The sequence below is a fragment of the Kitasatospora sp. NPDC059747 genome (assembly GCF_042732955.1).
Taxonomy (GTDB): Bacteria; Actinomycetota; Actinomycetes; order Streptomycetales; family Streptomycetaceae; genus Kitasatospora.
Genome location: NZ_JBHWGV010000112.1, coordinates 1 through 5,734 on the forward strand (window position 1 = coordinate 1; position 5,734 = coordinate 5,734).

The following is a 5,734-nucleotide window of genomic DNA, read 5'->3' on the forward strand; positions in this document are numbered from 1 at the left end:
GGGGGCCGCGCGGGTCGGGGGGGCGGTCGAGCCGGTGGCGCCGCCCGTGGCGGCGCCGGTGTCCGAGTTGTCCGGGCCGCAGGCGGCCAGGGACAGGGCGGTGGCCGCCGCCAGTGCGGCGACGGTCAGCTTCGTGGTGTACGAACGCATGGTGCGCTAACTCCTGGGCGCGCGACCGCGAACCGTTGCCGGCATGCCCAGTGCGGTGCCGCCCGATGGCATTGAGGGTCGAAGACGAGTGGGTCCAGCGGGCAAGAAGCCGTCCCCCGATCTGGCTTTCGGTCAGGGACCATACCAGCCATCCGGATTGGTGGCCCGGCTGTGGCGAGGCCGTGACCGGGCCGGGTCCAGCCGGTGAAATACCCTGCGGCCGACCTGCACGGATCGCGTAGATTTCGGGGGTGACGGCCGGGCCCGGCGACCCGGTCCACGGCATGGCCGCACCCGCACCACACCGGAAGGGCGTACAGCGAGATGAGCGACGACTCACTGCGGGAGGAGGTGCTGACCGCACGGCGCATCGTCGTCAAGGTCGGCTCCTCCTCACTCACCACGGCGGCCGGCGGCCTGGACGCCGACCGCGTCGACGCCCTCGTGGACGCGCTCGCCAAGGTGCGCGCCCGCGCGGACGCGCCGGAGGTCGTCCTGGTCTCCTCCGGCGCCATCGCCGCCGGCCTCGCCCCGCTCGGCCTGGAGAAAAGGCCCAAGGACCTGGCCCGCCAGCAGGCCGCCGCGAGCGTCGGGCAGGGCCTGCTCGTCGCCCGGTACACCGCCTCCTTCGCCCGCTACGGCATCCGGGTCGGCCAGGTGCTGCTCACCGCCGAGGACGCCAGCCGGCGCGCGCACTACCGCAACGCCTACCGCACGCTCGACCAGCTGCTGGCGATGGGCGCGATGCCCGTCGTCAACGAGAACGACACCGTCGCCACCGCCGAAATCAAGTTCGGTGACAACGACCGGCTGGCCGCCCTGGTCGCCCACCTCGTACGGGCCGACCTGCTGGTGCTGCTCTCCGACGTGGACGGCCTCTACGACGGCGACCCGGCCCGCCCCGGCACCAGCCGGATCGCCGAGGTGCGCGGCCCGCACGACCTCGACGGCATCCAGATCGGCAGCGCGGGCAAGGCCGGCGTCGGCACCGGCGGCATGGTCACCAAGGTCGAGGCGGCCCGGATCGCCACCGGCGCCGGCATCCCGGTGGTGCTCACCGCCGCCAGCCACGCCGCCGACGCGCTGGCCGGCCGGCCCACCGGCACCCTGTTCCTGCGCACCGGCAGCCGCACCTCCGACCGGATGCTCTGGCTCGCCCACGCGAGCAGCCCGCGCGGCGCCCTGCACCTCGACGCGGGGGCCGTCGAGGCGGTCGTCTCCGGGGGTGCGTCGCTGCTGCCGGCCGGGGTGGTGAAGGTCGACGGCGAGTTCGCCGCGGGTGATCCGGTGGACCTGATTGCCGAAAACGGCCACATCGTGGCGCGCGGGCTGGTCAACTTTGATGCGAGGGAGTTGCCCCGCCTGCTCGGCCGGTCCACCCGTGACCTGGCCCAGGAGCTCGGCGCCGCGTACGAGCGGGAGGTCGTCCACCGCGACGACCTGGTCGTCCTGCGCGGCTGACCGGCCGGCGCGGGGCGGGTGCCGGCCGGGGGCCGCTCCGCACGGGGAGGGGCCCGGCCGCCGGGCGAGGAGGGGCGCAGCCGTGCGCGCCGGCCGAACGCCGGCGGGACGGGTGGGGGGACGACAGGACATCGCCGAACAGGAGGCCGCCGGTGGAACGCAGGCGCGAGGCAGCGCTGACCGGAGGAACGGCGGGCCGGCGGCTGACCAGCATCGACGGCGGACGCGAGGACGCTCCCGCCGAGTCGTCCGGTCCGCCGCCGCAGAGGCCCGGCGGGGTGCGCAGGCTGCGGCCGGACCACCGGGAGGCGGGGGAGCCGCCGACCGTGCCCGAGCAGGCGCGGCTGTGGCACGTGGTGCTGAGCGTGGCCGGCCAGGTCACGCCGCTGACCTCGCTGCGCGCCTCGCTGGAGCGGCTCGCGCACGACCACTCGTTCTTCCTGACCGCCCGGTACGCCGCCGACCACGCGGAGATCCGCTACTGGGAGCAGGCCCGGGACCTGCACGACGCGGCGGCGATCGCGCTGCGGCTGTGGGGCGAGCACAAGGTGACCGCGAACCTGCCGCCGTGGGAGATCGTCGGCCTGGAGGTGGTCGACCGGGCGACGTACCACAAGCGGGTGGCGGAGGGCTTCGGGGATCCGCCGCCGCACCTGGGCGGCGTGCACCCGTACTGACCGCCGGGCCGTCTCATCGCGCGAAACGGGGGCTCGGCGGGCGTGGCGCAGTCGCTACCCTTGGCGCATGACCAGCGACCTCGCCCCCGCCGACAGCCCCGTCCTCGCCGTAGCGCGCCGTGCCCGGGAGGCCGCCGCCGCGCTCGCCCCGCTGCCGCGCGGCGCGAAGGACGCCGCGCTGCTGGCGATCGCGGACGCGCTGGTCGCCCGTGCCGCCGAGGTCGTCGCGGCCAACGCCGAGGACGTGGCCCGGGCCCGCGAGGCCGGGACGGCGGAGTCCGTGATCGACCGGCTGACGCTGACCGACGAGCGGATCGCGGCGATCGCCGCCGACGTGCGCAGCGTGGCCGGCCTGCCCGACCCGGTCGGCGAGGTCGTGCGCGGCTACACGCTGCCCAACGGTCTGGACGTGCGCCAGGTGCGGGTGCCGCTCGGCGTGGTCGGCATCATCTACGAGGCCCGGCCGAACGTCACCGTCGACGCCGCCGCGCTCTGCCTGAAGTCGGGCAACGCGGTGCTGCTGCGCGGCTCGGCCTCGGCCTACCGCTCCAACACCGCGCTGGTGGCCGTCCTGCGGGACGCCGTCGCCGCGGCCGGGCTGCCCGCCGACGTGATCCAGCTCGTCCCGGGCGAGAGCCGCGACTCCGTCCAGGAGCTGATGCGCGCCCGCGGCCTCGTGGACGTGCTCATCCCGCGCGGCGGCGCCTCGCTGATCCGCGCCGTGGTCGAGGGCTCGACCGTGCCGGTGATCGAGACCGGCACCGGCAACTGCCACGTCTACGTGGACGCGCGGACGGACCTGGCGATGGCCGTCGGCATCCTGCTGAACTCCAAGGCGCAGCGGGTCAGCGTCTGCAACGCGGCCGAGACGCTGCTGGTGCACCAGGACGTCGCGGACGCCTTCCTGCCGCTCGCGCTCGCCGCCCTGGCCGGTGCCGGGGTGACGGTGCACGGCGACGACGCGGTGCTCAAGGCCGCCGAGGGCACCGGGGCCACCGTCGTGCCGGCCACCGACGAGGACTGGGGCGCCGAGTACCTGTCGTACGACATCGCCGCCGCCGTGGTGCCCTCGCTGGACGCCGCCGTCGAGCACATCCGCCGCTGGTCCTCCGGCCACACCGAGGCGATCGTGACGACCTCGCAGGCCGCCGCCCGGCGCTTCACCCGGCTGGTCGACTCGACCACCGTCGCCGTCAACGCCTCGACCCGCTTCACCGACGGCGGTGAGTTCGGCTTCGGTGCGGAGATCGGGATCTCCACGCAGAAGCTGCACGCCCGCGGCCCGATGGGCCTGCCGGAGCTGACCAGCACCAAGTACATCGTCACCGGTGACGGGCACGTCCGCGGCGAGGCCGCGCAGACGGTGGGCGGGGACGCCGACGCGTTCTGAGCGGGGGCGGCCGGGGCCTCCGGTCGGGGTGGCCGGGCCTCGGGGCGCGTGGCCGGGGCGCTCGGGGCGGGCGGCCTGGGCCTCCGGTCGGGATGGACGGGGTCAGCGTCACACGTGTGACGGACCAACTGGCAGGAGCCACAGACAAATCGCCCGCCCGGTAATACGCTGAATCCGTGGCTGAGGATGTGGGGGGCTTGCCGTACCCCGACGGCTCCGACCACGGTGGTGCGGACGACGAGTTCGCCACCGTGGTCTTCGACGAGGCCTTCGTCCGGTCCGCCGCCGTGCACGAGCCGACGGCCAAGGAGCGGCAGCTCGCCGCTGCCGAGGCCAGGCTCGAGCCGGACACCGCGGGTCCGGGCTGGGGCTATGACGTCCCGGCCGGGGACGGGGTGCCGCTGGAGCTGCGCCCGTACCCGAGCCGGCTCGACGACGACCACCTCTACCCTGATCCGTGGTCAGGGCCGGGCCGGGCGGTGGGCCGTTCGGGCCGCCGCCGGGGCCGGGGCGACGGCGGTCCGGTGCGGGGGCGCGGGCGCTACGTCGCCCAGCAGCGCTGGCACCGGCCGGTCGCGTGGGTGCTCGCGGTGATCATGGGCGTGAGCCTGGTGGCGGTCGCCGTCGCGGCGATCTACCAGGGCGTGGGCGGCGCCTCCGGCGCGCCCCCGCGGCCGGATTCCGGGAGCAGCAGCGCCGGGGTCGACCCGACGCCCGCGCCCGCACCGCCCGCCGAGCCGTCGCTGGTGGTCACCGCGCCCGCCGGCTGATCCCGCGGGGGTCGTGCGCCCGGGGCGGGTGGTCACGCAGCGTTCCCGGGAATCTGCGTGAGCACCCTCGTGGCGGGGCGGGGGTGCGCCTACCCTGGTGGTGTGGGTGACCCGCGAGAGCCTCCGGAGGGTACGCCCGACGGTGGGTCCGGAAACGAGGACGAGTACCGGTCCGTCGTCTTCGACGAATCGTTCGTGCGGGCTGCCCGGATCCAGGAGCTGTCCGCCCGGGAGCGGCTGGCCGGCTCCTTCGGCCGGGCCACCCGGCCCAAGGTGCGGCTCGGCCCGTTCGGCACGGTGCCCCGCCAGGCGCTCGCGCTGCTGCTGCTCATCCTGCTGGCCTTCGCGGCCGCCGTGTACTTCGGGGTCAGCTCGCCGAAGGGTACGGCCGCGCGCCCCGAGGGCAGCCAACTGACCGTCAGCCTGGTCGCGTTGAGCCCGGCCTCGGCGGTGCGGCCGGTCGCCGACCCGGCGAACCCGTTCGCCGCGCTGCCGACGGGGTACGGGGACGGGACGATGGGGCTGAACACCCCGGCCGGGACGTCCACCGAGCACTTCAGCCGGGTCGAGGTGACCAAGGCGCTCGACACCGTGCAGCGCTACCTGGTCGCCTCCTCGCTGGCGCCGGCCGCCCTCGTCCAGGGCGCCACCGCCGACGTGCGGGCCTTCGTGACGCCCGGCGAGCAGGCCGGGTTCGACGCGAGCGTGGCACAGCCCGTCGACGACCGGCACCACGCGGTGACCGGCTGGCTGGTCCGCTTCGACCCGGCGCAGGTGGCCCTGGCGACCGACACCGTGAAGGTGGCCGGCGTGATGCGGGTCGACGAGGCGGACAGCGGCACGCTGCAGGTCACCACCGACCACACCTTCGTCTACGCGCTCAGGCCGGCCGGCGCCCCCGCCGGCGCCCCGGTCACGCTGGAGACCGTGCGGCGGGAGCTGACCTTCCAGTTCGACCGGATCGACCTCGGCGCGGCGCAGCTGCGGCTGGTGGACGCGGTGGTCCAGGCCGGGCCGGAGCCGTGCACGACGTCGATGGCGGGCTTCCTGCAGCCGGTGCTCGCGACCCCGCAGGGCGTCCGGGTGCCGGGGCCGGCGGCGGTCGACCCGGGCGACCACGCGCACCCGGCGTGGCAGGTGTGCGGGGTGCTGGCCGGGAGCTGAGGCGGGGCGCGGGTGGGCGGGAACGCCCCGCCGCCGGGGGCCCCCCCGGGGGGGGACCCCCCGGCGCCGGGCGGGGGGGGTTGAAACCAACCCCGCGCGGGGGGGGGGGGCCCCGGGGGCGC

General features: G+C 76.0%; 5 protein-coding genes. All 5 read left to right on the forward strand.

Annotation, left to right across the window (positions count from 1 at the left end):
• Window positions 1-474: 474 nt before the first annotated feature.
• On the forward strand, window positions 475-1,611 hold the full coding sequence (proB, locus tag ACFV4G_RS34525; RefSeq protein ID WP_380446135.1) for a glutamate 5-kinase: 1,137 nt from the start codon (window positions 475-477) through the stop codon (window positions 1,609-1,611).
• Window positions 1,612-1,763: 152 nt separating this feature from the next.
• Window positions 1,764-2,288, forward strand: coding sequence for a hypothetical protein (locus tag ACFV4G_RS34530; RefSeq protein WP_380446136.1), 525 nt, complete (start codon window positions 1,764-1,766; stop codon window positions 2,286-2,288).
• Between the two features lie 67 nt (window positions 2,289-2,355).
• A complete protein-coding gene (locus ACFV4G_RS34535) occupies window positions 2,356-3,678 on the forward strand; it encodes a glutamate-5-semialdehyde dehydrogenase (protein ID WP_380446137.1) in 1,323 nt (440 codons plus the stop codon).
• A gap of 188 nt (window positions 3,679-3,866) precedes the next feature.
• Complete coding sequence (locus ACFV4G_RS34540) at window positions 3,867-4,448, forward strand: hypothetical protein (RefSeq protein ID WP_380446155.1); 582 nt, start codon at window positions 3,867-3,869, stop codon at window positions 4,446-4,448.
• 102 nt (window positions 4,449-4,550) lie between these two features.
• Window positions 4,551-5,612, forward strand: coding sequence for a hypothetical protein (locus tag ACFV4G_RS34545; RefSeq protein WP_380446138.1), 1,062 nt, complete (start codon window positions 4,551-4,553; stop codon window positions 5,610-5,612).
• Window positions 5,613-5,734 lie beyond the last annotated feature (122 nt).

Coding starts and splice junctions, on each gene's coding strand:
- ACFV4G_RS34535 (WP_380446137.1), top strand. CDS start 2,356: ATGACCAGCGACCTCGCCCCCGCCGACAGCCCCGTCCTCGCCGTAGCG.
- proB (WP_380446135.1), top strand. CDS start 475: ATGAGCGACGACTCACTGCGGGAGGAGGTGCTGACCGCACGGCGCATC.